Origin of the sequence: Sphingomonas panaciterrae (assembly GCF_036890205.1) — a bacterium.
Taxonomy (GTDB): domain Bacteria; phylum Pseudomonadota; class Alphaproteobacteria; order Sphingomonadales; family Sphingomonadaceae; genus Sphingomonas; species Sphingomonas panaciterrae.
In genome coordinates, this window is the sequence record NZ_JAKNQR010000004.1 from 175,818 (window position 1) to 199,767 (window position 23,950).

Sequence of the window (23,950 nt, forward strand, 5' to 3'; positions counted from 1 at the left end):
GGCATTGCCCTCCCCTTCTTGCGTTCAGTCGCGGCGGTCGCCGCGTGGGCTGAGCTGCCCCGGGGAGATGAAGCCGATCGGCTGGATCGATGCCGCGTCCTGCTTCAGCCGGGACGCGATCTGCTGGTAATCGCGCTCCATCTCGTCGGTAACGCTGGCGCGCGATTCGCCCAGCGCCGCCTCGAAGTCGCCCATGTAGACCTCGCGCGCACCCAGCGACCGGCGAAGCGCGATCAGGCCCGCCCGCCGCACCACGTCGCCAAGGTCAGCGCCGGTGAACCGCTCGGTCCGCCGCGCCACCACGTCGAGATCGACGTCATGCGCCAGCGGCATCTTGGCGGTCTGGATGCCAAGGATCCGCCGCCGCCCGGCCTCGTCCGGCACGCCGACATAGATCAGCTCGTCGAACCGCCCCGGCCGAAGCAGCGCGGGATCGACCAGGTTGGGCCGGTTGGTCGCGCCGATCACCACCACGGACTGCAATTCCTCCAGCCCGTCCATCTCGGCAAGGATGGTGTTCACCACCCGCTCGGTCACCTGCGGCTCGCCGAGGCCACCGCCGCGCGCCGGCACCAGGCTGTCGAGCTCGTCGATGAAGATCACCGTCGGCGCCACTTGCCGCGCGCGCTGGAACAGGCGGGCGATCTGCTGCTCGCTCTCGCCATACCATTTGCTCAGCAGGTCGCTCGATTTGGTGGCGATGAAATTCGCCTCCGCCTCGCGCGCCACCGCCTTCGCCAGCAGAGTCTTGCCGGTGCCCGGCGGGCCATAGAGCAGGAAGCCCTTGGCCGGCCGGATGCCGAGGCGCCGGAACGCATCCGGGTCCTTCAGCGGCAGCTCGACGCCTTCCTTCAGGCGCATCTGGGCATCGTCCAGCCCGCCGACATCGTCCCAGCGCACCGTGGGTGCCTGCACCATCACTTCGCGCATCGCGCTCGGCTGGACGCGCTTCAGCGCCTCCATGAAATCCTCGCGAGTCACTGCCAGCGTGTCGAGCACCTCGGGCGGGATGGTCCGCTCCTCCAGGTTCAGCCGCGGCATGATCCGGCGCACCGCCTCGATCGCGGCCTCGCGGGTCAGCGCGGCAAGGTCCGCACCGACGAAGCCAAACGTCGTGCGCGCCAGCTCACCCAGGTCGACCTTGTCGCCCAGCGGCATGCCGCGGGTGTGGATGCCCAGAATCTCGCGCCGCCCGCGCTCGTCCGGCACGCCGACCACGATCTCGCGATCGAACCGCCCCGGCCGACGCAGCGCCTCGTCCAGCGCCTCCGGCCGGTTGGTGGCGGCAATGACGACCAGGTTCGCCCGCGCCTCCAGCCCGTCCATCAGCGTCAGCAACTGCGCGACGACGCGCTTCTCCGCCTCGCCCGATACCTGTCCGCGCTTGGGCGCGATCGAATCGATCTCGTCGATGAACACGATCGACGGCGCTGACTTGGACGCCTCCTCGAACACCTGCCGCAGCCGCCCCTCGCTCTCGCCATAGGCGGAGCCCATGATTTCGGGGCCGTTGATCAGGAAGAATTGCGCGTCGCTCTCGTTGGCGACGGCGCGCGCCAGCCGCGTCTTGCCGGTGCCGGGCGGGCCGTGCAGCAGCACGCCCTTGGGCGGATCGACGCCCAGCCGCTGGAACAGCTCCGGGTAACGCAGCGGCAGCTCCACCATCTCGCGCAGCTGGTCGATCGTCGCCGCCATGCCGCCGATATCGTCATAGGTGACGTCGGCACGCCGCGCCTCGTTCGGCTCCTCATATTCGGGCCGAAGCTCGACCTCGGTATTCTCGTCGATGTGGACGATGCCCTTGGGCGCCGCGGAGACGACGACCAGGCGGATCTCCTGCAGCGCATAGGCCGGCGCGTTGACGAACTGCTGCATGCCCGGCGGCATGTTCGCCACGCGCTGATGCCCTGCGGTCGCCACCACGTCGCCCTGCGCCAGCGGCCTGCCGATGAAGGTGCGCTTCAGCGCCACCGTCGATCCCTGCAGCCGCAAATTCTGCGCCGCCGGCGCGAACACCACCCGCGTCGCGGGGTTCGATTCGGCCTTGCGCACTTCCACGAAATCGCCCGAGCCGACGCCGGCATTGGCGCGCTGCAGGCCGTCGATCCGGACGATCGCCAGCCCCTCGTCCTCAGAATAGGGCCCAACCGCGCGCGCCGGAGTCGTTTTCTTGCCGACGATCTCGATCACATCGCCTTCCGTCAGGCCCAGCGATGCCATGAACGCACGCGGCAGGTGGGCGATGCCCCGGCCGCTGTCCTCCGGCCTCGAATTCGCGACCTGCAGCTTTTGCGCCTGTGTCTCGACGTCCGCCAATGCACTTCTCCTCCGGGCTAGGCGACGATAGATATGGAAGCGCGCCCGCGTTTTTAGAGGGGTGCCACCCGTGATCGTAACGCTTCGGGTCCGACGACGTGCCCGCGCGCGCGCGACAGGCAAAAAAAAAGGGCCGGTCCGAAGACCAGCCCATGAAAGTTTTTAGGAGAGGATGCCTGAAAGGCCCGCCCTAATTGCCGTCGGGGTGTCTTTTGTGCAAGTGCGAAGAAACGAATGATGAATGCAAAACCTGCAATCGTCACTCGTGCCGCTTGTTCCGGCACCGGGCCGGTCTCATGATGGCCGGATATAGGGGGAATGATCAGTCTATGCGCCGTTTGCCGCCGCTGACTGCGATCGAGGCCTTTGTGGCCGTGGCACGGCTGGGCTCGATCAAGGCCGCCGCGCAGGAACTGGCGCTGTCCAATCCTGCCTTGAGCCGCCGGATCCAGACGCTCGAACGCTTCCTTGGCCGCCCCCTGTTCGACCGGCGGCATCAGGCGATGGTGTTGAACGGCGATGGCGAACGGCTGCTGGCGCAGATCGCGCCGCTGCTCGATCAATTGTCCGACGCGGTCGAATCGATGACCAGCGCGGTCGACGTGCTGCGCCTGCGCCTCGGCGTCCTCCCGCTGTTCGCCTCGCAGCGGCTGTTCCCGCGGCTGGGCGAGTTGCGCAGCGCGCACCCGGAAATCCATCTCGACATCGATACCGGCGCCCACGGCATCGCCCGGCTCGGCGAGGGGCTCGATGCGGTCATTGCGCTCGCCCGCGATATCGACCCCAGCCTCTATGCCCGCCGGCTCGACCGCAACAGCGTCTATGTCATCGGCAGCCGCACCTTGGTGGATCGCGCCGACCCGATCGTCCGGCCGCAGCAACTCGCGACGCTGACCGCGCTCGTCCATCGCGAGATGCCCGACACCTTCACCGCCTGGCGCCAGGCGGCGGGGCTCCACGATATCGAGCCGCTGGCGGTCGACCATTTCGATTCGGGCGCGCTGATGCTGGAGGCGGCGGCACAGGGGCTCGGCGTCGCCTTCATGCACGAAAGCCATTTCCAGGACGCGGCCGACCCGCGCCTCGTCCGGCTGTTCGATATCGAGGTGGTGAGCCCGTACAGCTATTGGTTCGTCTGCCGCCCGCGGGCGCTGCAGCTCAAACAGGTGCGGATCTTCCGCGACTGGCTCGTGACGACGCTCGCGGCCGAGAACGTCTGACTGTCAGCGGGTATCGGCAGAACACCGGACGGCGCGGGCGGATCTCTCCGCCCGCACCCCGGCGGAACGGTCACGCAGCCACCCGGCGGCGTGACCCGTCGCTTACTCGGCGCGTGCCTTGACGATCTTGCCCGGCTCGCGCGGCGGCTCGCCCTTGGGCAGTGCGTCGATCAGCTCCATGCCGTTCGTCACTTCGCCCCACACGGTGTACTGGCCGTCGAGGAAGCGCGCGTCGTCGAAGCAGATGAAGAACTGCGAATTGGCGCTGTTCGGATCGTTGGTCCGCGCCATCGAGCAGACGCCGCGCACGTGCGGCTCCTTCGAAAACTCCTGCTTTAGGTTCGGCTTGTCCGACCCGTGCATGCCGGTGCCCGTCGGATCACCGCCCTGCGCCATGAAGCCCGGGATCACGCGGTGGAACACGACGCCGTCGTAAAAGCCCTCGTTGGCCAGTTCGGCGATGCGCTTGACGTGCTCGGGCGCCAGATCCGGGCGCAGCTTGATCGTCACGTCGCCGCCATCCAGCGTCAGCGTCAGGGTGTTGTAGGTATCGGCCATCGCAAGCCTCCTTCGGGTTATCCGGAAAGCCGGCGCCCTACCCGTCGGCCCTCCCGAACGCAAACCCGCAGGCGGTTGGCACGCGACTTTCCGCCCGCTAGGAGCCGCACGGATCAACCCGCCGGAGGAGGCCAGCGATGAGCGAAACCGAACTCCGTCATGCCGATCGCGCGGGCGAGGATGAAGGCCAGCTCGACGCGGATGATCGGCTGAAGCCCGATTTTGTCGATGCGGTGCTCGATGCGGTCGAGCGCGGCGATACCGAGGAAGCGCAGCGCCTCGTCGAACCGCTCCACCCCGCCGACATTGCCGACCTGTTCGAGCTGACGCCGGAGGACCGCCGCGCCGCTCTGGCCTCGGCGGTCGCCGACCTGCTCGATGGCGACGTGTTCGCCGAGATGAACGATTACGTCCGCGAACAGCTGATCGACGCGCTCGACGCGCGGCAGGTCGCGGACATCGCGTCCGAACTCGACACCGATGACGCGGTCGCGATCATCGAGGATCTCGACGCCGACGACCAGCGCGAGGTGCTCCGCGCGATGGAGCCCGACGATCGCGCGGCGATCGAGGAGGCGCTGAGCTATCCGGAGGAATCCGCCGGCCGCCTGATGCAGCGCGAGCTGATCGCGGTGCCGGAACATTGGACGGTCGGCGACACGCTCGATTTCCTGCGCGGTGACGAGGAACTCACCACCGACTTCTGGGAAATCTTCGTCGTCGATCCGCAGCACAAGCCGGTCGGCACCTGCGCGCTGTCCTGGATCCTGCGCACGCCGCGCGCGATCGCCATCTCGGACGTCATGGCGCGCGAACAGACGCTGATCCCGGTCGACATGGATCAGGAAGAGGTCGCGCTCCGCTTCCAGAAATACGCGCTGATTTCCGCCGCGGTGGTCGACAATTCCGGCCGCCTGGTCGGCATGATCACCGTCGACGATATCGTCCACATCATTCAGGAAGAGGCCGGCGAGGACGCGCTCTTGCTCTCGGGCGCTGGCGAAGGCGACATCAACGAGCCGGTGTTCGACAGCTACAAGGCGCGCGTCCGCTGGCTGATCGCCAACCTGTTCACCGCGCTCCTCGCCTCGTTCATCATCTCCCGGTTTGAGGGTACGATCGAACGCATGGTCGCGCTCGCCACCTTGATGCCGATCGTCGCTGGCGTCGGCGGCAATGCCGGCACGCAGACGCTGGCCGTCACCGTGCGCGCCATGGCCACCAACCAGCTGACGCAATCCAACACCGCGCGCGCGATCGGCCGCGAGATCCGCGTCGCCCTGCTCAACGGCGCGACCATCGCGCTGGTGATCGGCACCGGCGTCGCGCTGATCTTCGCCAACGTCCTCTTGGGCGGCGTGATTGCCGCGGCGATGATGACCAACATCCTCGTCGCCGGGCTCGCCGGCGTCCTCGTGCCGGTGGTGCTGGAACGGCTGCGCGCCGATCCCGCGGTCGCCTCCTCGGTGTTCGTCACCATGACCACCGATTCGATCGGCTTCCTCGCCTTCCTCGGCCTCGCCAGCGCCTCTGGCCTGGTGGGCTGACACTCCCCACATGGCAGCCTCCCCTGCTGCCGGAGAGCCATGCCGCTTCACATCACGAAAGTCGCTTTCGGCCACACGGCCGTCGAGCATCTCGCCGATCGGCTGCGTAAGCGCGGCGAGGAAGGCCCGCTGTTCCTGACCACGCGCTATCTGCCCAAACGGCATGAGGAGATCGCCGGCCAGGGCTCACTGTTCTGGATCATCAAGCACCAGCTCGTCGCCCGTTCGCCGATCCTCGGCTTCGGCGAGGCGGAGGGCGGCCGCGTCGCGATCCACATCGATCCGGTGCTTCGCATGGTCGCCGCCCGGCCCAAGCGCGCGCACCAGGGCTGGCGCTATCTTGAGGATGCCGATGCGCCCGCCGACCTCGACGGCGACGGCAGCGGCATGGCCACGTTGCCCCCCGCCCTGCTCGGAAAGCTGGCGGAGCTTGGCCTCGTCTGACCACGCGGACGCCGCTCAGATCAGCGCGCGCACCGTTTCCATGAACCGCACCAGGCTGATCGGCTTCGACACATAGGCTTCCGCCCCCGCCGCCCGGATTCGATCCTCGTCGTCGCGCCCGGCATAGGCGGTGACCGCCATCACCGGGATGCGCCGCAATTCCTCGTCCGCCTTCAACTCCAGGATCAGCTCATAGCCGGTCACATAGGGCATCTGGATGTCCATGATGATGAGGTCGGGCAGGCAGGCCCGCGCCTGCGCCACCGCCTCGCGCCCGTCGCGCACCGGCTCGGCCTCGAATTCATGCGCCCGCAACAGGTCGCAGAACAGCTTGAGGTTGAGTTCGTTGTCCTCGACAACGAGCACCTTCTTTGCCACGCGCGTTGGATCCCCCGATTGGTGAACGACAATAGGCAATGAAAATAGCCGATTCAAACGGAGAACCTGCCGACGCGCTCGCGCAGCAGGCGCTGGCCTGGACATTGTCCGATTCCGACCGCGCGGGACGCCTGCTGGCGCTCACCGGGCTTCACCCCCATGATCTGCGCGAACGCATTGGCGAGCCCTCCGTCCTCGCCGCCTGCCTCCTGTTTCTGGAGGCGCATGAACCCGATCTCATCGCCTGCGCGTCTGTGCTGGATTGCAAACCCGAGGCGCTGGTGCGCGCCCGCCACGAACTGGAGAGGCTATGACCCGACCGCTGCTGATTTCCGATTGCGACGAGGTGCTGATCCACATGGTGCGCCATTTCGGCGACTGGCTGGATGAGGCGCACGATATCGAATTCACGCCCTCGAGCTGGGAACTGGGACGCAACATGCGCCGGCGCAGCGGTGGCGACGCCCCCAGCCGGGAGGAGATGCGCGGCTTCCTCGATGGCTTCTTCCCGGCCGAGATGCACCGCCAGACGCTGGTCCCCCACGCGCGCGACGCGCTGGCGCGGATCGCCGAGGTTGCTGACATCGTCATCCTCACCAACCTGCAGGACAGCTGCCGCACCCACCGCATGGATCAGCTTGCCGCCTTCGGCATCGCGCACCGCGTGGAATGCAACCAGGGGCCAAAGGGCGGCCCGGTCGCCGCGCTCGTCGCAGAGCATGGCAATCCGGTAACGGTGTTCGTCGATGATCTGCCGATGCACCATGAATCGGTCGCCGAACATGCGCCGCAGGTCCATCGCCTGCACATGGTGGCCGAGCCTGCGCTTGCCCCCGGCGTGCCCGCCGCCCCGGCCGCGCACGCGCGGATCGATGCCTGGCCGGATGCGCTTCCCTGGATCATCGATCGTCTCGCCAGCGGTCAGCACGCGCCCACCCCGCTGCGCACCGCCGCCGCGCACGGTTGACCGCGAACGGCGGCTGGTGTTCTACCCCGGACCATGACTGACCGTATCGATCGCAAGCTCGAAGAGCTCGGGCTCACCCTCCCCACGGCGGCTGCGCCCGTCGCCACTTATGTCCCGACGGTCGAGGCCGGCGGCCTGCTCCATGTCTCGGGCCAGCTGCCGTTCCGCGATGGCAAGGTCGTGACCGGCCGCCTCGGCGACGATCTCGATGTCGCCGCCGGTTCGGACGCTGCCGTGCTTTGCGCGCTGATGGTCGTGGCGCAGGTCAAGGCCGCGCTCGGCGACCTGTCGCGCGTCGCGCGCATCGTGAAGCTCGGCGTGTTCGTGAACTCGGCCCCCGGCTTCGGCGATCAGCCCGAAGTCGCCAATGGCGCGTCGGACCTGATGGTCGCGCTGTTCGGCGATGCCGGCAAGCACGCCCGCGCCGCGGTCGGCGTCGCTGCCCTGCCGCGCAACGCTGCGGTCGAGATCGATGCCATCATCGAAGTGGCGCGCTGAACCTTCGCGCTACCCGGTCGTTCCGGCCAAGCCGTGCGCTTGCCTGACCAGATCTTTTCCGAATCGGCGCCAGCCGCGGCTTATCCCCGCGCGCTGGCGCGCTTCCTCCATCCTGTCTGCCCCCAGGACATGACGCGGACTGTCGCCAAATGAAGCTGTCGGCCCGCATGATGCAGGGCGTCGCCAGCATCGCGGCGGAGCAGTGGGATGCCTGCGCCGGCACCGCCCATCCCTTCGTCAGCCACGCCTTCCTCTCCGCACTGGAGGATTCGGGCAGCGTCGGCGGTCGCACCGGGTGGCAGCCGGTACCCGTCGTCGTCGATGGCGCGGATGGCGCGCCGATCGCCGTCGCCCCCGCTTATGCAAAGGCGCACAGCCAGGGAGAATATGTCTTCGACCATGCCTGGGCCGATGCGTGGGAGCGCGCAGGCGGGCGCTATTATCCCAAGCTTCAGGTCGCCGCCCCCTTCACCCCCGTGCCCGGCCCCCGGCTGCTGTTGCGCGATCCCAGCGCCGCGCCGGCGCTGATTGCGGCGCTGGAGGCGGTGACCGATCAGCATGATCTGTCCTCCGCCCATGCCACCTTCGTCGCCCCCGATCAGATCGACGCCTTCGAAGCCGCCGGCTGGCTGATCCGCGAGGGCACGCAATTCCACTGGCGCAACCAGGGCTTCGCCAGTTTCGACGATTTCCTCGCCACCCTCGCCAGCCGAAAGCGCAAGGCGATCCGCAAGGAACGCGCCGCCGCCGTTGAGGGGCTGACGATCCGCCACCTTGTCGGCGATCAGATCGGCAAGCGCGAATGGGACGCCTTTTGGACCTTCTACCAGGATACCGGCAGCCGAAAGTGGGGCCGCCCGTATCTCACCCGCGCCTTCTTCCCGATGCTGGGCGAACGGATGGGCGATCGCGTGCTGCTGATCCTCGCAGAGCGTGACGGCCAGCCAATCGCCGGCGCGCTCAACCTGATCGGCGCCGACACGCTCTACGGCCGCTATTGGGGCTGTACGGAGGACGTGCCGTTCCTGCACTTCGAGCTGTGCTATTATCAGGCGATCGACATTGCGATCGAACGCGGGCTTTCGACGGTGGAGGCCGGCGCGCAGGGCGAGCACAAGCTGATGCGCGGCTATGCGCCCGTCCCCACCTGGTCGGCGCATTATTTCCCCAACCCCGGCTTCCGCCGCGCGGTGGCCGATTTCCTCGCCCGCGAACGCGTCGCGGTGGAGGCAGACCAGGAATTCCTCGGTCAGCTCACTCCCTTCCGCAAGAGCTGATCGCTACCGCACGCGCTCGCGGTCGGGCAGCGGCTGCAATCCCGGCCCGGTCGTCGGCACCACCTTGGGCGGGACGATCTTGGTGGACAGCTGGAACGATATGCCGATCACTGCGGCATGGTTCATGTTGGCGCGGCCGTTCACCGCCCGCTGTCGCTGGTTCAGATAACCAAGCTCCAGCGCCGCCGCCTCGGAAATGGGCGTGCGGACCCCGGCAAAGGTCCAAAGGTCGTCATATCCCTTGCGCGCGGCCCAGTCGGCGTCGGTCAGGTTCCAGTACAATTCGACCGAGACGACGCCCACCGGCCCGCCGCTTTCCTTCTTGGTCAGCGGCGTCGCCAGCAGCAATTGCTGCGCCACGCGCAAATTCCAGTCCTTGCCGGTCGATCGCTGGCGCTGCTCGAAGCGCGTTTGCGCACGGACGCCCACCCGCCCGATCGCCCCGATGCGATAGGATGCCTGTTGCAGGAACCGGTTCTCGTGCAGGTCCTGCGGCAGCCGCGCGCCATCGATGAAGGCATAAAGATACCCCGCCGACAGGATCAGCGACTCGCTCTTTCGCCAGGAAATGATCGGCGGGATGACCGTGATCGGTGCGGTCGCGGCATTCTTGGTCGACCAGCGTGGCTGTATCTCACTGGTGATGAAAACATCGTCGGAAAGCGGCGCCGTCACCTGGATCCCGCCCCAGATCTGCCCGCCGTGGTTGGTCTCGGCCGCCACCGGTAGCGCAACCCCCATCGCACATGCAGCCACAGCTGCCGCCCAGCATCGGTTCAATGGCCGGTCCTCCCCTCTCCTTCTTCAACACCTTAAGGATCGGAAAGGTGCCGCAGCGCGGCGCATTTTTTTGCGCTGCGGCTTTATGAGGGTTCAGCCCAGTGCTCGGGGCGTCACGAACGCGGTGGCGGCGGCAGCTCCAACTTGCGCTCGCGCATCCGCCGCTCCCGCAGCTCCAGGAACCATTTGGGGTACAGTTCCTCGTCGGCGATCTGCGGCGTGGGACGGTCGCGGTTCACCTTCAGCAGCGCGCTCGCCCCGGTCGGCGACCGCCATACCCGATCGAGGTCGCTGGCATAACGCGAATTGAACGGCGGCGTGCGGATCAGCCACACATAATCGAACGCCTCACGAGGGAATCGCGCCATCGAAAAATCGATCGGCTTCCACCATTCGCGCGGGCACCAGCCCGGCGTCACGATCTCCGAGGGATCATGCGCGAACATGCCCGCCTTGCTGTATTTCGCGGTCAACAGCTGGGCACCCGGCATCGACCATTGGTCGTTGGCATAGGCCAGCCGCCGGGTCAGCGCGATGGCCGGCAAATGCTCCAGCCGGCTCATCTTCCATTCGTTGCGGCAATTGGTGCCGACGAACGTCACGACCCGCGCGCCCTCCGGCAATTCGTCCAGCGCAGCAAGCTCGGTGTCGTAATCGCGATCGAACAGCCAGTAGCTGACCGTATTGCCCGCGATCCGCGCGACGAAGAAACTGGTCGCCAGCATCGCCAGGATACCGGCCTTGCGCGCGCTCATTCCCGGCAGCGGACGGATCGCGATCAATGTCACCGCCACCACGAACGGCGCCAGCCGCATGTCGGCATAGGCCGATCCGAACACGATCCGCGGCAGCAGCGCGTACACCGCCGCCAGGAACAGCGCCGACAGCACGAGGTTGCGCGAAAAGCCAAGCACCGGGTCCCGCACCGCGTAGAACAGCAGCAGCAGGTAAACCGCGGTCGAGGCGACGTCCCACAGCTCCCACCGATCGCGCAGCACCATCAGCAGCCAGGCGACTTTCGCCTGCCAGTTGAACCAATCCGCCGTCTGGCCGGTGACATGGTCGCCCGACCGCCAGAAGATCATCAGCAACATCGGCAGCGCCAGCGGCACGCAACCCAGCCCCGCGCGGATCCAGCTTTCCACCCAATGGCCCGATCCCGCATCCTTGCGGATATCGTGCTGGCGGATCATCTCGGCGGAAAATGCGAGCACGCCCAGCACGCCCCAGCCGAACGTATGGCACAGCCACAACAGGCAGGAGATCGGCACGAAGATGATCGCGCGCAGCCGCAACCGGCCGAGCCGCGCCAGCCGCAGCCACAGCGCGAACAGGCATAAAGCCAGCGCCATCGACAGCGAGAAATTCACGAAACCGAACTGGAATGGATAGCAATAGGCCAGCGGCAGCGCGAACATCGCGGTCGGCGGGATGCGGCCATGCACTTCGCGCGCGATCCACAGCAGACCGGCGACGGTCAGCGCCGGGATCGTCATCACGATCAGCTTGACGCCCAGTTCCAGCCCAAAGACCTTGGCAAAGGGGACGACCAGCAGGTCGATCCCCAGGTTGCCGATCAGCGACCATTGGAAATTATACCATTCGGCCAGCCACGGCGCCTGTTCCACCGGCGTCAGCTGGACGCGGTAGCGGCCCATATGCCCCGGCAGGTCGACCAGCGGCGGAATGTCCGGCCAGATCAGCGGCACGATCGAAATAAGCGTCGCGATCACGACAAACGTGCGCGTCTGCCACCAACGAAGGGGCGCCCCCATGTGATCCATCGCTTTGCCTTACGGGCGTCGGGCGACGGGGGGCAAGGGCCGAATGACCCGCCACGCCAGCGCCGGGGTGCCGGTCTCGACCGGCTCCAGCCAGTCGAACCGCTCGCCAGCTTGCAACCGCGCCCAGAAGCCTTCCGGAAAATCGCGGCGATAGATTTCCGTCTCGCTCAGCCCCGGGCAACCGGCGATATACGCTGCCCCGCTCGCCATCACGATCCCCCGCGCCTGTTCGGGCGACCCGGTGAAGGCGGTCAGCACCTGCTCCATCGGGCGCGGCGCGCGATGGTATCCGCCCGCGATCGCGTCATGATGGGTGGTCGCGATGATGTCCGGTCCAATGTCGATGGGGGCAAAGACAATGCCCGGCGGCAGCCGCCCGATCACGCGAACGTCGCCGACTTTTTCGCATGACGGGCGCTGCTGGCCGGACGCCGTCCCGGCGCGGCCGATATTCGCCGGGGACAGGCCGGATGTCGCCGCCGATCGGTCGTCCGCGGCCACTGCCTTCCCGGCCACCACGCCGATCGCCGCGACCTGTCCGGGGGACGCGACCAGCAACGCCCCCGCCGTCGCGACCAAGCGCTTGCCGGTCCCCGGCACCGCCCGCGCCCGCTTCAGCAGCGTCAGCAACAACGTCGCCGCCCCCGGGATGGCCAGCGCATTGGCCGTCGCCCCCGCGCGATTGACAAGCACCGCCACCAATGTCGCAAGAGCTAGAATAGCAAGCAAAAGCAACCACCTGACCCTGACGTCGCCCTTTGTCGAACGATAGCCGCGCCACGTGGCGAAAAGGCCCACCAGCGGCAGCCCGATCGTCATCGCCGCCCAGTGCGGCTTCTGCTCCCACAAGGGCCGCCCCTCGCTCACCCCAACATACCAGATGTCATGAACGATCGGCGGCAGGCTCGCGAACGGCCCCGCCAAACACCCCGGCGATACCACTACCAACACCCCCGCGGTCAGCACCCCCACCCCCAGCAATCCGCCGAGTCTAACGCCCGCCCGCCGGCGCTGAAACACCGTCGTCACGACGCTCGTCCCAACGGCCGCCGTACCCAGCATCGCCAGCCAACTAGGTGCAACCGCGTCGCAGGCCGGCGCGAAAAAGCTTGGCCCGCGTGTTGCCACGTGAAGCAGCAGCGCGCCGCCAAACAGGCTCCACACCAGCCCAAGCAAGAACCCGCGCCGCTCCGGCTGCCACACCCAGGCCAGCGCCGCGACGCCGGCAATCGCCGCCGCGATCGGCATTCCTTCCAACGAGATCGTCAGCAGCATCGCCAGCGCAATGCCGGCCACGGCGCCATCACGCACCCGCCCGCGCCTGATCAGCATCGCCACCGCGACCAGCGCCAGCACGATCTGCCAGCCATGGTGATCGATCCGCAGCGGCCGCAGCTGGTACACCAGCGGCGCCGACAGCGGCACCAGCAGCACGGCGTAGCGCGCCGCCTCCGCGCCTGAGAGCCGCCGGGTCATTGCCGCAACCAGTGCCATGACGGCCAGCAACGACAGCAAGGGCACGATCGCCATCGTCACGCGCGTCGCCGCATCCTCGCTCATGACGAGGCGGATCCCGGCCAGCACCATCGCCATTGGAAGATCCACCAGCCGCGACCAATGCATCGGAAAGTCGCCGCCGTTCAGCCGATGCTGCGCCACATTCCACCAGCTTTGCCCTGCAAGCCAGTCGCGCACCTCCATCAGGCGCATCGCATCATCGGGATCGGGAAAGCGCAGCGACATAATATCGCCGGCAGTGGCGAGTAGCAGAACGATGGCGGAGAGCAGCCACCCGATCAGGACAGGGCGGACGATACCGCGGCCCCGTTCTCGCGCGCCGGAGGCTAGGATTTGTCCATCCGACGCACGCCCACCCCCGACGAGGGCGCCCGTCACCGCGTCGTCTGCTGCCGCGTGCCCCACAAGGTCACGCCGCCTTCAGGCGTTCCGGCACCGCACGTACGCTGGCGAGCGCGGCGCGCTCCCCCTCGTTGCCGCTCTCATGGTATTCGGCGTCCTCGTTCACCGCCCAGATGTCATAGACCCGCGCGCCGGCTTCGATGTTTCGCACCGTCAGCATCGCGGTCATCATCGCGTGATCCTGATTGTTGTAGCGGTGCATCCCGTTGCGCCCGACACAATGCAGCGTCGGATAGCGCGCCTCGATCTCCTGGCGCAGCACCTCGACATTCGCGCCATAATCCTCGTCATAAACGGGATAGGCCTTCTCCTGCCGTACCACCGTGCCGCCGACCACCTGCTCCGCCTCGCATAGCCCAAGCTGCGCCATCTCCTTCGTCGCCAGCGCTACGAGTTCGTCATCGCTCGCGGACCAGAGCCCGTCGCCCTCGAAGCAGAAATACTCCAGGCCCACGCAGGCGAGATCGGGATCGGGCACCATCTCCGGCGACCACGACCGGAAGTGCTGCACCCGCCCCACCTTCACCTTCGAATCGTGGATGTAGATCCAATTGTCCGGAAACAGGTCGGGCGAGCGGATCATCAGCGCAACCGTCAGGAAGTCGCGATACTTGAGGTTCGCCGCCTCGGACAATGCAGCCGGCAGCGGATGCAGCCGGCTCGCCAGTTCGCGCATCGGGGCGGAGGAAATCACGTGCGCCGCCTTGATCGCGACCTGCGCACCCTCGCCGTCGGTGGCGGTCATCGTCCACTGTTGCGTGACGTCGTTGAACGCCAGCTGCTTCAGCTTGTGATCCATCAGCACATGGTTACCGTGCGCGACCACATGATCGCGCGCCGCTTCCCACATCATGCCCGGCCCGAGCCGCGGATAGCGGAAGCTTTCCAGCAACGTCTTCACCGCCATCCCGTCGTTTGGCCGCTTGTTGAGGCCAAGGCTCCGCTTCAGCCCGTCGGTCACCGCGCCCCACAGGCTTAGCCCCTTGATCCGCTGCGCCGCCCAATCGGCGCTCATCGCATCGCACGGCATGCCCCACACCTTCTCGGTGTAGGTTTTGAAGAAGATCGAATACAGCTTCCATCCGAAGGCGTTGACGGTCCAGTCCTCGAAGCTCTTCACGCTCCTGTTGGGCAGAAGCTTGGCCTTGGCGAAGCTCGCCATGCACAACGCCGATCGCCACACGCCAAGGTTCCACAGCGCCTCGAACGCGCGCAGCGGATAGCTGTAGAATTTGCCCTCGTAGTAGATACGGCTCATCCGCGGCCGCTCGATGAAATCGTCGGGCAGGATCTCATTCCAGAGGTCGACCACCTCCTTCGATCGCGAGAAGAAGCGGTGCCCGCCGATGTCGAAGCGGAAGCCCTCATGCTCGACGGTGCGGCTGATCCCGCCGACGTAGCGCGGGTCCTTCTCGATCACCGTGACGGAATAGCCCGCCTTTCCGAGCAGATAGGCCGCCGTCAGCCCCGCCGGTCCCGCGCCGATGATCGCCACGTCCACCGTGCCGACAGGATTCGCCATCTGATGCTGCCCCATAGCAATGCAGCATCGGCAATGAAGGACGATGATTGAGGCGTGGTTAATGCGCCGCCCGCGCGGCGCACCAGATCACCGGCTGGCGAGATGCTGCAGGGCGGGCGAATCGCGATCATAGACATCGGCGACATATTTCACGCCGCGTCCCGTCTCGGAGGGACTGGCCGTGAAATACATCAGATACACCGGGACCGGCTCGGGCACCGGCACATGCTGCTCGGGCTGCGAGCTGTCGGGCTTCAGCGGGCGATCGAACAGCCACCGGCCCAGCCGCGGCGCATCCTCCAGCCGGACGCAACCGTTGGAGAAATGCCGGTCCGCCTTGGCGAACAAATTCTTCTGCGGCGTATCGTGCAGGTAGATGCCGTGATCGTTGGGGAACATGAACTTGACCGACCCCATCGAATTGCCCCGCCCGGGCAGCTCGCGAACGCGCGGCTCGACCGTGCCGTCTGCCACCCCCTGCCAGTCGATCGAGGCGGAGGGAATGACGGTGGCGTCATGCGTCCAGTCCGACAGCGCCTCATAGCCCTGCCGCTCCAGCGAGGTACCCGCCAGCACCTTGGGGGCGATCCGCTTGCGCACGAGGTCGACCGGGACATTCCAATAAGGGTTGAGCGTCGCGTAACGCACCAGCCCCGCCATCATCGGCGTCTGCGTCTCGGGCGTGCCGGCAACGACGCGCATCGTGCCCTGCTCCGCCCCGCCACCGTAATACCACAGGCGCGCGGCGGCCGCGTCGACCACGATATGCCGGGTATAGGCATCGGGCAGCAGCCGTGCGCGCTCCAGGTTCAGCCGCAATTGCGCGATCCGGTCCTCGCTCGCCCCGCCCTCGCCGTTCAACGCGGCGATCGTCTGTGCGCCCGCAATGCCATCGACCGGCAAGCCGCGCGACGCCTGGAAGCGGCGCACGCTGGCCCTCAGCTCCGCATCGTAAGTGCCGCCATCCGCCAGCCCCAGTCGCTGCCGCAGCAGCATCACGCGCTCGCCAATCATGCCTGGCTTCAGCAACGGCCCGCCGGGCACGGTGACGTCGCTTCCAGGCACATCACGGTCATCGTCCGGCGCCGTCGTCGGCAATGCCGCGCGCAGCTGCACGTACAGCGGGCTCATCCAGCCCATGTTGCGCACATAATCGGTCATCGACTTGGCCAGCGCCGCGCGCCGCAGCACCTCTTCCGGGCGCAGGCGCTTCGGCTTCAGCGATTCCTCGAGATATTCGATCTCGATCGTCGGCTCGCGCATGTCGCGGACCAGATTGCCGAGCGCGCCGCTCAATGCCACCTCAAGATAGGCGAGCGCGCGCGGATTGCCGTCCTGCCCCTCATCGATCAACCGGCGCAACCGGTCCGGCGAATAGCGATCGGGGTTGAGGCCATCGACGCGCACGCTTTCGATCACGCCGACCAGTGCTTCGGCCTGCGGGCCGGGCCGGTCATCGACGATCCACAGCGGCCAATAGCCGCGCGCGCGATAGAAATCCTTCAGCCGGCCGCCGACCTGGCCCCGAATTGCCTGGGCAACCGCGTTGGTCGACTCGCCGACCGGAACATCGTCCTGCGCGGCGGCGACGCTAGGAAGCGCCGCCACCGGCAGGAGCAATGACAGGATAAGCGCCAGCCGGCTCGCGCGCCGCGCCGGCGCGCCCTCGCCGGCCGACAAGCTCAGCCTCGTTCGCCGCGCGGGGTGGGCGGCGGCGGGGGCGGCGGCGGCGGCGGGCACGGCGGCGCCTGGAACGCTACATAGACGCCGTCCGGCGTGTAATAGCCATCGACGAGGCCATCGCCGTTGCGATCAGCTGCGACCGTTCCGGCCAGTGCACCCGGGCCAAGCGGCGGCGCCGGAGCGACCACGTCCTGGCGGTTTTCGGCGCAGGCGGTGAGCACGGTGGCCCCCAGCAGCAATGCGCCAAATGTTGCACCCTTCATCGCAATCTCCCTCAGACTCGGGGCCTTGAGCCGCCCCAGGCGCGGAAAGAACGTCGATGGCGGCAGGATCGTTCCTGATCGACAACGATCATACGCGTTGTCCGCAGTGGCCGGCATGCCGGAGATGGCAGGAATCCTCCCCCGGCGTGCGATAGGCCGATTACAGGCGGTCGCGACGGCCGAGCAGGCGCAGGCGCAGCGCGTTCAGCTTGATGAAGCCTTCCGCGTCGCGCTGGTCATAGGCGCCCTGGTCGTCCTCGAACGTCACCACCTTCTCGCTGTAGAGCGAGTTGGGCGACTTGCGGCCGACCACGTTGACGCTGCCCTTGTACAGCTTCAGCCGCACCGTGCCGGACACCTTCTCCTGGCTATAATCGATTGCCGCCTGCAGCATCTCGCGCTCCGGCGCGAACCAGAAGCCGTTGTACACCAGCTCGGCGTAACGGATCGCCAGCTCGTCCTTCAGGTGCGCCGCGCCGCGATCCAGCGTCAACTGCTCGATGCCGCGATGCGCCAGGTGATAGATGGTGCCGCCCGGCGTCTCGTACATGCCGCGGCTTTTCATGCCGACGAAGCGGTTCTCGACCAGGTCGAGCCGGCCGATGCCATGCTTGCGGCCAAGCTCGTTCAGCTTGGTCAGCAGCGTCGCGGGCGAACATGCCTCGCCGTTCAGCGCCACGCCGTCACCACGCTCGAAATCGACCGTGATATATTCCGGCGCGTCGGGCGCGTCCTCCGGGTTCACCGTGCGCGAATAGACGTAATCGGGCACTTCCTCCCATGGATCCTCCAGCACCTTGCCCTCGGACGAGGTGTGCAGCAGGTTCGCGTCGGTGGAGAACGGCGCTTCGCCGCGCTTGTCCTTGGCGACCATGATCTGGTTCTGCTCGGCGAACTCGATCAGGCGGCTGCGGCTGGTGAGATCCCATTCACGCCACGGCGCGATCACCTTGATGTCGGGTGCAAGGGCATAATAGCCCAGCTCGAAACGGACCTGGTCGTTGCCCTTGCCGGTCGCGCCATGGCTCACGGCATCGGCGCCGACCATCTTGGCGATCTCGATCTGGCGCTTGGCGATCAGCGGCCGGGCGATGGAGGTGCCCAGCAGGTACAGTCCCTCGTACGTCGCGTTGGCGCGCATCATCGGGAACACGTAATCCTTGACGAACTCCTCGCGCAGGTCGTCGATGAAGATATGCTCGGGCTTCACGCCGGCCAGCTCCGCCTTGCGGCGCGCTGGTTCCAGCTCCTCGCCCTGGCCGAGGTCGGCGGTAAAGGTCACGACTTCGCAGTTATAGGTCTGCTGCAGCCACTTCAGGATGACGCTGGTGTCGAGGCCGCCGGAATAGGCGAGCACGACGCGCTTGATGGAGGATTCGGTCATGGCGCGCGCGTCTATTCGCTCGCCGCCTTGACGGCAATCGCGTTTAGATCACCGGGTCGTCGAATGCCGCGACTTCCTGCTCATCGGGCTCCTGCAGCGCGAACCAGCAATAAGCGAACAGCGCGACGCAGCCGACCGCCGCGATTAGATACGGCAGCGAATGCCAAAGGCCGTACAGGCCGACGCCGATCGATGGCCCCAGCACGAAACTGGCGCCATTGACGCTCGTCACCTTGCCCGCGACCGATCCTTGCGCGGCGGGCCCGACGGCAAGGCTCGAGCCCGCGGTGAAGCCCGGCCGCGTGAAGCCGAAGCCAAGGCTGGCGAGCGCATAGCCGGTGGCGATGCCGTACAGCGACGTGGCAAAGCCGGTCATCACCGTTCCCGCCGCAGCGAAGACGAGGCCGACCAGCACCAGCGCGCGCGGCGCGAGGTTCAGCGTCGGGATAATGCCCCATTGCGCCAGCAGTGCGGTGCCGGCACCCATCATCAACACGATGCCGGTCGGCTCCAGCGCCTGCGAGGGCGGCAGGTTCAGCCGGTCGATCACCAGGAACCCGATTGCCTGGCCCGTCATCGCCTGCGCATGGCCCATCACCAGCCCGGCGATCATCCAGCCACGGATCCGCCGATCGAAATAGCTGACCTTGACGCCGCCCTTGGGCGCCGTTGCGCCGCGCACGCTGGCCCCCGTGCCCTGCCCGCCGATCGACGGATAACCGGTCGTCCCGCCGTGGCCGCCCAGCGGCGTGGCGCGATCCTCCGGCAGCATCGTGCGCACGGTCAGGAACATCGCGATGCCGAACAGGGTGAACACGAACGCCGGCCCGGCCAGCCCGATCTCGATCTCCCCGATATGCCCCAGCAGCAGATAGGGCGCGATCGCTGGTCCCAGGATCGTGCCCAAGCCGAACGCGCTGGCGATCAGCGTCAGCGCGCGCGTGCGCTCCTCGCGCGTCGTCTCGCCCGCCACGATCGCCTGCACCGCGGGCGGCGCGGCCGATCCGAACGTGCCATAGATCAGGCGCGCCATGATGAAGAGCAGGAACGCCGCCGATCCGCTGATCCACCCGTTGATGCCCGCGGCCAGGAACAGCCCGCAGGTCGCGAGGCTCACGCAGAATCCGCCCATGCCCAGCAGGATCATCAGCCGTCGGCCATAACGGTCCGATCGATTGGCCCAGAACGGCGCCGCGATCACCCACAGAAGCGCCGATACCGAAAATGCCGCCGCGACCGCGCTGTCCGCCACACCCAGCGAGCGGCCCAATGCGGGGAGTACCGATTGCAGTGCCGTATTGCCCGCTGCGATGGTCAGCATCACCATGAACATCAGCGCAAACCGACGGTCGAACGCGCGTCGAATCCTCGGGCGCCTGGGGATGGCGCTCTGCTTGTGCCCCCGTTCCTCTACCATGACGCTCGATTAGGCGCTTGGGAGCGCCGCGCAACCCCGCTATGGCAACTGTCTAGGCCGTGCCGCGTTCGGCACAATTGACGACTTTTCCGGGGAGTTACTTTTCCTCCATGCCCAGCTCAACCAGTGCGGTGCGCCGCGCCCGAACCAGCAAGGCCGGCGTGCCGAAGCCGTGGCAGATGTTCTTCTCCGGCTTCCTGAAGCATCCGGTGATGGTGGGTTCGGTAATCCCGTCCTCCGCCAAGCTGATCGACAAGATGCTGGCGCCGGTCGACTGGGCGAATTGCAAGGTGTTCGTCGAATATGGTCCGGGCGTCGGCACCTTCTGCCGCCCGATCCTGGAGCGGATGGCGCCGGACGCGACGCTGATTGCGATCGACACCAATGCGGATTTCGTTCGCTATCTCGATCACACGATCGTCGATTCCCGCTTCGTGGCCGTCCACGGGTCCGCGGCCGACGTTGAGGCGATCGTGGCCGAAAATGGCCACGAACAGGCCGACTTTGTCCTGTCTGGGCTCCCCTTCTCGACGCTGCCGGCCGGGATCGGCCCGGCGATCGCGGAGGCGACGCACCGCGTCATCCGCCCCGGCGGCGCCTTCCTCGTCTATCAGTTCAGCCCCAAGGTGCGCGACTTCCTGTCCCCGCACTTCGCCCGCATCGACCATGACATGGAATGGTGGAACGTGCCGCCGGCGCAGCTCTACTGGTGCTGGAAGGACTGATCGCGGCGAGGATCTGGCCCGTCTGGGGGGAGCAGGCGCATCGCCGCTCCTCTCCCGCCGGGCCGCGTGACAAGTCGCGCCACCACAATGGCTTGAGGCACGAAGCTCAGGCCCCGTGATACAGGAAGCCCCGCCGGTCGATCGACCTGCGGGGCTTTGTATATGGTGGGCGCGACAGGGATTGAACCTGTGACCCCACCCGTGTGAAGGGTGTGCTCTACCGCTGAGCTACGCGCCCGGAGAGCCTTTCAGCTCGAAACCGGAAGCGGGCCTTTAGGAGGCATCGCGCCGCCTGTCCAGCCCGCCATCATCAAATTAGTTCAACGAATCCTTCAGCACCTTGCCCGCCTTGAACTTCGGCTGGCTCGACGCCTTGATCGTCATCGGTTCGCCAGTCCGCGGATTGCGACCCGTCGACGCCTTGCGCTTCGTCACCGCAAAGGTGCCGAAGCCGACCAGGCGCACTTCATCGCCCTTCTTGAGCTGCGCAGTAATCGTGTCGAACACGGCCTCGACCGCGCGCGTGGCATCGCCCTTGGCGAGTCCCGACGCGGTCGCAACCGTCGCGATCAACTCCTGCTTATTCATGCACCGACCCCCGTTTGGCTTTGCGGATATTCGAAAAAATACGGATTCGGCCCGCGCGAGGCCGCTCGTTCCAGTAAGACGGCTGGCCCGTTCAGTGTCAAACGAAACCACGGCGGTCGCGATGAACCGCCGTGTCCCGTTTTCGCTGCCTTAAAGGAACTTAGTGGTGAAGCTCCCCCCCGGCCGGCGCGATCGGGGCCGGCGGCTGCGCCGCCAGCTCGTCCGCGTCAGTCCAGTCGATCGCTTCCAGCGGCTCGGTCAGTGCGAGGCGAAGCACCTCGTCGACATGCATCACCGGTACGATCTTCAGGCCGTCCTTGATGTTCTGCGGGATGTCCGCGAGGTCCTTCTCATTCTCCTGCGGGATCAGCACCGTGGTGATACCGCCGCGCAACGCCGCGAGCAGCTTCTCCTTCAGGCCGCCGATCGGCAGCACGCGGCCGCGCAGCGTGACCTCGCCGGTCATCGCCACTTCCTTCTTCACCGGCACGCCGGTCAACGTGGAAACGATGCAGGTGACGAGGCCGATACCGGCCGACGGGCCGTCCTTCGGCACCGCGCCTTCCGGCAAGTGGACGTGCACGTCCTTGCGGTGGAACAGGCTCGGCTTGATCCCGTAGGACGGCGCGCGCGCCTTGATGAAGCTCATCGCCGTCTCCGCCGATTCCTTCATCACATCGCCCAGCTTGCCGGTCAGCTTGATCGCGCCCTTGCCGGGCACCGTCACGCTTTCGATCGTCAGCAGTTCGCCGCCCACCTCGGTCCAGGCGAGGCCGGTCACGGCGCCGATCTGGTTCTCCTCCTCGGACAGGCCATGGCGATACTTCTGCACACCCGCGAACTCGTGGAGGTTCTCCGGCGTGATGGTGACGCTGGTCGCCTTGCCCTCAAGGATCTGGCGCAGCGCCTTGCGGGCGAGCTTGGCGATCTCGCGCTCCAGCGTGCGCACGCCGGCCTCACGAGTATAGCGTTGGATCAGCGCGCGCAGGCCCTCCTGGGTCAGCGTGAACTCGCCGTCCTTCAGGCCATGCGCCTCGATCTGCTTGGCGATCAGGTGACGCTCGGCGATCTCCACCTTCTCGTCCTCGGTGTAGCCTTCGAGGCGGATGATCTCCATGCGATCGAGCAGCGGCTGCGGCAGGTTCAGCGTGTTCGCCGTGCAGACGAACATCACGTCCGAAAGATCGATATCGATCTCCAGATAGTGATCATTGAACTTGCTGTTCTGCTCCGGATCCAGCACCTCGAGCAGCGCCGAGGCGGGATCGCCGCGGAAATCCTGGCCGAGCTTGTCGATCTCGTCGAGCAGGAACAAGGGGTTCGCCGCCCCTGCCTTGCGCAGGTTCGTCACGATCTTGCCCGGCAGCGAGCCGATGTACGTCCGGCGATGGCCACGGATCTCGGCCTCGTCGCGCACGCCGCCCAGCGACTGGCGGATGAACTCGCGGCCGGTCGCCTTGGCGATCGACTTGCCGAGGCTCGTCTTGCCCACGCCCGGCGGGCCGACGAGGCACAGGATCGGCCCCTTCAGCTTGTTGGTGCGGGCCTGGACCGCGAGATATTCGACGATCCGGTCCTTCACCTTCTCCAGCGCATAATGATCCTCGTCGAGGATCGCCTGCGCCGCGGCAATGTCCTTCTTCAGCTTCGACTTCTTGCCCCACGGCAGGCCGAGCAGCACGTCGAGATAATTGCGCACGACGGTCGCCTCGGCGCTCATCGGCGCCATGGTCTTCAACTTCTTCAGCTCGGCCGTGGCCTTGGTGCGGGCCTCCTTGGAAAGCTTCAGCGTCGCGATCTTCTGCGTCAGCTCGCCGATCTCGTCGCCTTCGCCTTCCTCGCCCTCGTTACCGAGTTCGCGCTGGATCGCCTTCAGCTGCTCGTTGAGGTAATATTCGCGCTGCGTCTTCTCCATCTGGCGCTTGACGCGGCTCTTGATCTTCTTCTCGACCTGCAGGACGCCAAGCTCGCCTTCCATGAAGGCGTAGACCATCTCCAGCCGGCGGGCAGGATCGGACTCGATCAGCAGCGACTGCTTGTCCGCAACCTTGATCGAGATGTTGCCAGCCACCGCATCGGCGAGGCGCGACGCGTCCTCGATCTCGCCCAGCTGCGAGGCGGTTTCCGCGGGCAGCTTGCGGTTGAGCTTGGCGTAATTCTCGAATTGGTCGATCACGGACCGCATCAGCGCGGACACTTCAGTGCCCTCCGCCTCAACCTCCTCGATCGGGGTCACTTCGGTCGTCACATAGCTGCCAGCGTCGACGAGACCGCCGAGCCGGCCGCGCTGCTTGCCCTCGACGAGCACGCGCACCGTGCCATCAGGCAGCTTCAGCAGCTGAAGCACCGTCGCGGTGACGCCAATATCATAGAGGTCGTCCGCCTTGGGATCATCCTCGGCCGGATCAAGCTGCGCGACGAGGAAAATCTCCTTGTCCGCGGCCATTGCTGCCTCAAGCGCAGCGACCGACTTGTCGCGACCGACGAACAGCGGCACGATCATGTGCGGGAAAACGACAATGTCGCGCAGGGGCAGAAGAGGGTAGGTCTGGGTCATGCAAACTCCGGCGCCGCTTCGAACAGGCGGCGATTTGCAGTGTATATGGGGTGGCGCGCTTGTCCATCAATCGCCGCATATCGCTTGCGGAGCCGATGACGTGCTGCGGCATTCTTATTCTG

General features: G+C 66.6%; 21 protein-coding genes and 1 tRNA gene. 8 read left to right on the forward strand and 14 right to left on the reverse strand.

The features are described from left to right. Window positions 1-24: 24 nt before the first annotated feature. On the reverse strand, window positions 25-2,316 hold the full coding sequence (locus tag L8F96_RS12570) for a CDC48 family AAA ATPase (RefSeq protein WP_046411548.1): 2,292 nt from the start codon (window positions 2,314-2,316) through the stop codon (window positions 25-27). A gap of 329 nt (window positions 2,317-2,645) precedes the next feature. Between L8F96_RS12570 and L8F96_RS12575 the strand changes: the two genes are divergently transcribed. Further along, window positions 2,646-3,536: a LysR substrate-binding domain-containing protein gene (locus L8F96_RS12575; RefSeq protein ID WP_046411550.1), complete on the forward strand. Its 891-nt coding sequence runs from the start codon at window positions 2,646-2,648 to the stop codon at window positions 3,534-3,536. A 102-nt stretch (window positions 3,537-3,638) separates the two neighbouring features. Here the strand turns inward: L8F96_RS12575 and L8F96_RS12580 are convergent, their stop codons facing one another. Continuing rightward, window positions 3,639-4,094 (reverse strand): peptidylprolyl isomerase, encoded by a 456-nt coding sequence (locus tag L8F96_RS12580; protein WP_046411551.1) that lies wholly within the window; start codon window positions 4,092-4,094, stop codon window positions 3,639-3,641. A 137-nt stretch (window positions 4,095-4,231) separates the two neighbouring features. On the opposite strand from L8F96_RS12580, the gene mgtE reads away from it, so the two are divergent. Together mgtE and L8F96_RS12590 are read left to right on the forward strand one after the other, a co-directional pair. After that, entirely contained in the window at window positions 4,232-5,641 is a 1,410-nt protein-coding gene (gene mgtE, locus L8F96_RS12585; RefSeq protein ID WP_046411553.1) for a magnesium transporter, read from the forward strand. A 39-nt stretch (window positions 5,642-5,680) separates the two neighbouring features. Next, on the forward strand, window positions 5,681-6,085 hold the full coding sequence (locus L8F96_RS12590; protein WP_334656185.1) for a DUF1489 family protein: 405 nt from the start codon (window positions 5,681-5,683) through the stop codon (window positions 6,083-6,085). 15 nt (window positions 6,086-6,100) lie between these two features. Here the strand turns inward: L8F96_RS12590 and L8F96_RS12595 are convergent, their stop codons facing one another. Beyond that, window positions 6,101-6,463, reverse strand: a complete 363-nt coding sequence (locus tag L8F96_RS12595) for a response regulator (protein ID WP_296220518.1) — start codon at window positions 6,461-6,463, stop codon at window positions 6,101-6,103. A 38-nt stretch (window positions 6,464-6,501) separates the two neighbouring features. Here L8F96_RS12595 and L8F96_RS12600 point away from each other — a divergent pair, with 38 nt between their 5' ends. From L8F96_RS12600 to L8F96_RS12615, 4 genes are all read left to right on the forward strand, one after another. Beyond that, complete coding sequence (locus L8F96_RS12600) at window positions 6,502-6,777, forward strand: DUF3572 family protein (RefSeq protein WP_334656186.1); 276 nt, start codon at window positions 6,502-6,504, stop codon at window positions 6,775-6,777. Continuing rightward, window positions 6,774-7,430 carry a hypothetical protein gene (locus L8F96_RS12605; protein WP_046411560.1) on the forward strand — a complete coding sequence of 219 codons (657 nt, stop codon included), beginning with the start codon at window positions 6,774-6,776 and terminating at the stop codon, window positions 7,428-7,430. Before L8F96_RS12600 ends, L8F96_RS12605 begins: the two co-directional genes overlap by 4 nt. 33 nt (window positions 7,431-7,463) lie before the next feature. Then, complete coding sequence (locus tag L8F96_RS12610; RefSeq protein WP_046411562.1) at window positions 7,464-7,928, forward strand: RidA family protein; 465 nt, start codon at window positions 7,464-7,466, stop codon at window positions 7,926-7,928. A gap of 149 nt (window positions 7,929-8,077) precedes the next feature. Then, window positions 8,078-9,205 carry a GNAT family N-acetyltransferase gene (locus L8F96_RS12615; RefSeq protein WP_334656187.1) on the forward strand — a complete coding sequence of 376 codons (1,128 nt, stop codon included), beginning with the start codon at window positions 8,078-8,080 and terminating at the stop codon, window positions 9,203-9,205. A 3-nt stretch (window positions 9,206-9,208) separates the two neighbouring features. On the opposite strand, the gene L8F96_RS12620 is transcribed toward L8F96_RS12615, so the two are convergent. The 8 genes from L8F96_RS12620 to L8F96_RS12655 all read right to left on the reverse strand — a co-directional run bounded on the left by L8F96_RS12620 (window position 9,209) and on the right by L8F96_RS12655 (window position 19,868). Then, window positions 9,209-9,946, reverse strand: coding sequence for a DUF2490 domain-containing protein (locus L8F96_RS12620; protein ID WP_334656189.1), 738 nt, complete (start codon window positions 9,944-9,946; stop codon window positions 9,209-9,211). A gap of 152 nt (window positions 9,947-10,098) precedes the next feature. Further along, window positions 10,099-11,760: a hypothetical protein gene (locus tag L8F96_RS12625; RefSeq protein WP_417158977.1), complete on the reverse strand. Its 1,662-nt coding sequence runs from the start codon at window positions 11,758-11,760 to the stop codon at window positions 10,099-10,101. 18 nt (window positions 11,761-11,778) lie between these two features. Then, window positions 11,779-13,665, reverse strand: coding sequence for a hypothetical protein (locus tag L8F96_RS12630; RefSeq protein ID WP_334656190.1), 1,887 nt, complete (start codon window positions 13,663-13,665; stop codon window positions 11,779-11,781). A 31-nt stretch (window positions 13,666-13,696) separates the two neighbouring features. After that, entirely contained in the window at window positions 13,697-15,211 is a 1,515-nt protein-coding gene (locus L8F96_RS12635; RefSeq protein WP_334656191.1) for an NAD(P)/FAD-dependent oxidoreductase, read from the reverse strand. A gap of 87 nt (window positions 15,212-15,298) precedes the next feature. Further along, entirely contained in the window at window positions 15,299-16,891 is a 1,593-nt protein-coding gene (locus L8F96_RS12640) for a L,D-transpeptidase family protein (protein WP_334656193.1), read from the reverse strand. A 2-nt stretch (window positions 16,892-16,893) separates the two neighbouring features. Continuing rightward, on the reverse strand, window positions 16,894-17,157 hold the full coding sequence (locus L8F96_RS12645; protein ID WP_046411568.1) for a hypothetical protein: 264 nt from the start codon (window positions 17,155-17,157) through the stop codon (window positions 16,894-16,896). Window positions 17,158-17,317: 160 nt separating this feature from the next. Then, window positions 17,318-18,541, reverse strand: coding sequence for an argininosuccinate synthase (locus L8F96_RS12650; protein WP_145119950.1), 1,224 nt, complete (start codon window positions 18,539-18,541; stop codon window positions 17,318-17,320). A gap of 43 nt (window positions 18,542-18,584) precedes the next feature. Beyond that, window positions 18,585-19,868, reverse strand: coding sequence for an MFS transporter (locus L8F96_RS12655; RefSeq protein WP_417158978.1), 1,284 nt, complete (start codon window positions 19,866-19,868; stop codon window positions 18,585-18,587). A gap of 200 nt (window positions 19,869-20,068) precedes the next feature. Between L8F96_RS12655 and L8F96_RS12660 the strand changes: the two genes are divergently transcribed. After that, window positions 20,069-20,683, forward strand: coding sequence for a class I SAM-dependent methyltransferase (locus tag L8F96_RS12660; protein WP_125946104.1), 615 nt, complete (start codon window positions 20,069-20,071; stop codon window positions 20,681-20,683). Window positions 20,684-20,846: 163 nt separating this feature from the next. On the opposite strand, the gene L8F96_RS12665 is transcribed toward L8F96_RS12660, so the two are convergent. From L8F96_RS12665 to lon, 3 genes are all read right to left on the reverse strand, one after another. Next, window positions 20,847-20,921 (reverse strand) — tRNA-Val (locus tag L8F96_RS12665). Between the two features lie 77 nt (window positions 20,922-20,998). After that, window positions 20,999-21,271, reverse strand: a complete 273-nt coding sequence (locus L8F96_RS12670) for an HU family DNA-binding protein (RefSeq protein WP_046411576.1) — start codon at window positions 21,269-21,271, stop codon at window positions 20,999-21,001. A gap of 160 nt (window positions 21,272-21,431) precedes the next feature. Next, entirely contained in the window at window positions 21,432-23,828 is a 2,397-nt protein-coding gene (gene lon / locus L8F96_RS12675) for an endopeptidase La (RefSeq protein WP_334656197.1), read from the reverse strand. Window positions 23,829-23,950 lie beyond the last annotated feature (122 nt).